Raw genomic sequence first — 2,300 nt, 5'->3', positions numbered from 1 at the left:
CCAATCAACCGATGCTGGCAGTCGTAGCGGTACTCGGTGACGAGCTGATGACCCTTGCCACGCCGCTGGCGGATCAAATTGCCGAAGGCGTCGTAGTCGTAATGATGATCGCCTTGGATCATCAACCGATTCCCCGCCACGATGTCCGGGCCGGGGCGGTCTTGCATGAGCAGGTTGCCGGCCGGGTCGTGGCCGAAGCGTTCCTGCGCGTCTTGCGAGTGATCGGCGCGGGTCAGGCGGGCCAGGGGGTCGTAGTGATAGTGGTGTTCGCCTTTGCGGGTGTCGAGCAGGCGGGTGAGGTTGCCGGTTATGTCGTAGTCGTATTGGCGTTGGTAAAGCGTGTGTTGCTGTTGGCTGACGGCGTGGGCGTGCAGGCGGTTCTGGTCGTCGTAGTGGTAGTGGCTGAGGAGTTGGCCTTGTTGGCGTTGGTGTTCGCGGCCGGTTTTGAACAGGTGGGAGGTGAGGGTTTCGCCGTTCAGCTCGACGGTGGAAAGGTGGCCGCCTTTGTCGTGGTTAAATACCAACCGGTTGTTGTCCGGCAGGCGCAGGTTCTTAAGTTGGCCGCAGGCATCGTAGCCATAGCGCAAGGTGCCCCAGCCCTGGTGTTCGGCGGTGAGGCGGTTTTGTGGGTCGTATTCGTAGGCGAGCGCCCAGTGGCCGTCGTCGACGCTGAGGAGATTGCCTTGGCGGTCGTAGGCATAGTCGACAATATTGCCGTCTGGCAGGGTTTTTCTTACGAGGCGACCGGCGTGGTCTCGCTTGTAGCGGGTAACGAGCTGACTGCCGTCGTCGCCGTGTTCGGTTTTTTCCGCCAGGTTGCCGTTGAGGTCATACACATAGGCCGTGCGCTGGCCGTCAAAGCCGATTTCCTGCTGGATCAGGCCGTTGGCGTGGTAATCGAGCCGGTAGGTTTCGCCTACCTCGTTTTCGATGGAGGTCAGCAGCAGGCGTGCATTGTCGTAGCGATACTTAACGTGGCTGCCGTCGGCGTTGATTCGGCGGCTGATCAGGTGCAGGCCGTCGGCGTATTCGTAGCGGGTGACGTGGCCGAGTTCGTCGTGTTCGGCGGTGATTTTTCCGTAGGCGTTGTAGCTGTATTCGCGCGTTGCGCCGCCTGGAAGTACGACGCGAATCAACCGACCCACGCTGTCCCACTGATACTGGGTCAGCGCTCCCTGTTCATCCTCGCGGGCAACCTGCCGACCAAGGTCGTCATAGCGATAACGCTTGATACCCCCATTAGGCAGCAGCTCCTCAAGCAACTGCCCGCGCTCATTCCAAACCAGCCGATGGCAACTGTTGTCGGGAAACCAAACTCCTGTCAGCTGCCCATATTTGTTGTAGCTGTAGTCCGTGACATTGCCATCAGGATCGGTCTTGCGAATGACGTCGCCCTGATCATTGCGCTCATACTTCCAGACGGCGAGCCCACGCCTTACGACCCGTACGAACCCGTTGTCATGCTCGTAGGACGTCGGCTCATCGTCCCCCGGAAACAACGCCACCAAGCGTCCGGCTTCGTCGTACTGGTACGCCGTCACCGCCCCAAGCGGGTCCTGCTCGACCGTCAGCCGGCCCTTGTCGTCATAGGATTTGAAGTGTTCAGCACCGTCCGGATCAATGCGCTGCACCAGCCGAGCGCGGTCATCGTGAACATAGACTTCCTGGCTGCCATCAACGTTATGCACCGTGACACGGCCGTCATCACCCCAGGCATAGCGCGTATCCATCTGCGAAAAGCTGGCCCAATGGCGAACACACCGCGCCGCCTTGCCCGCTCGCTCCCATTCCCAAAAGAAGCTCGCGCCACCGGCCAACCCACGTTCAAGAATGACGTGCTGCTCGTCGTACCGATAAACCTCGCGTTCACCTACAGCATTGGTCGCAGAAACCAGTCGCCCAAGGTCGTCATAGGCGTAGGAAACAACCTTCTGCTCGGTGACCCATTCAAACGGTTCATGCCCCTTGGCCCGATGAACCTGATAGTCCACCGCCACAATGCGGCCCAACTCATACCGCAGAAACAGCGAGCGCCCCACACCGTTATCCAGCCGCTCAACCCGCCCCAAACGATCGTGAAAAACTCGCAGCCGGTTGTCATACGCATCGCTGATGGCAACCAGCACGCCATCGTGGAAGTGATAAAACCGCGACGCCTGAGTCAGCACCAACTCATCAGGCAATTCACCCAAATAAATCGCCGCTTCAGCCAAGCTATTGGTAATCGCCGGTCGAGCAGCGGTAGGCAGTACAAACTCAGTGCGGCGATTTTCATGATCGGTCCACACCACCGACTCACC

Annotated in this window: 1 pseudogene; it reads right to left on the bottom strand. The window is 59.5% G+C overall.

Annotation, left to right across the window (positions count from 1 at the left end):
• Nucleotides 1-2,300, bottom strand: a pseudogene (locus AOA59_RS27665) (RHS repeat protein); the annotation flags it as partial.

It is taken from the genome of Pseudomonas sp. 2822-15, assembly GCF_002742515.1.
In the GTDB taxonomy this organism is placed as follows: domain Bacteria; phylum Pseudomonadota; class Gammaproteobacteria; order Pseudomonadales; family Pseudomonadaceae; genus Aquipseudomonas; species Aquipseudomonas salomonii.
This window is presented reverse-complemented; position numbering and strand designations above follow the sequence as displayed.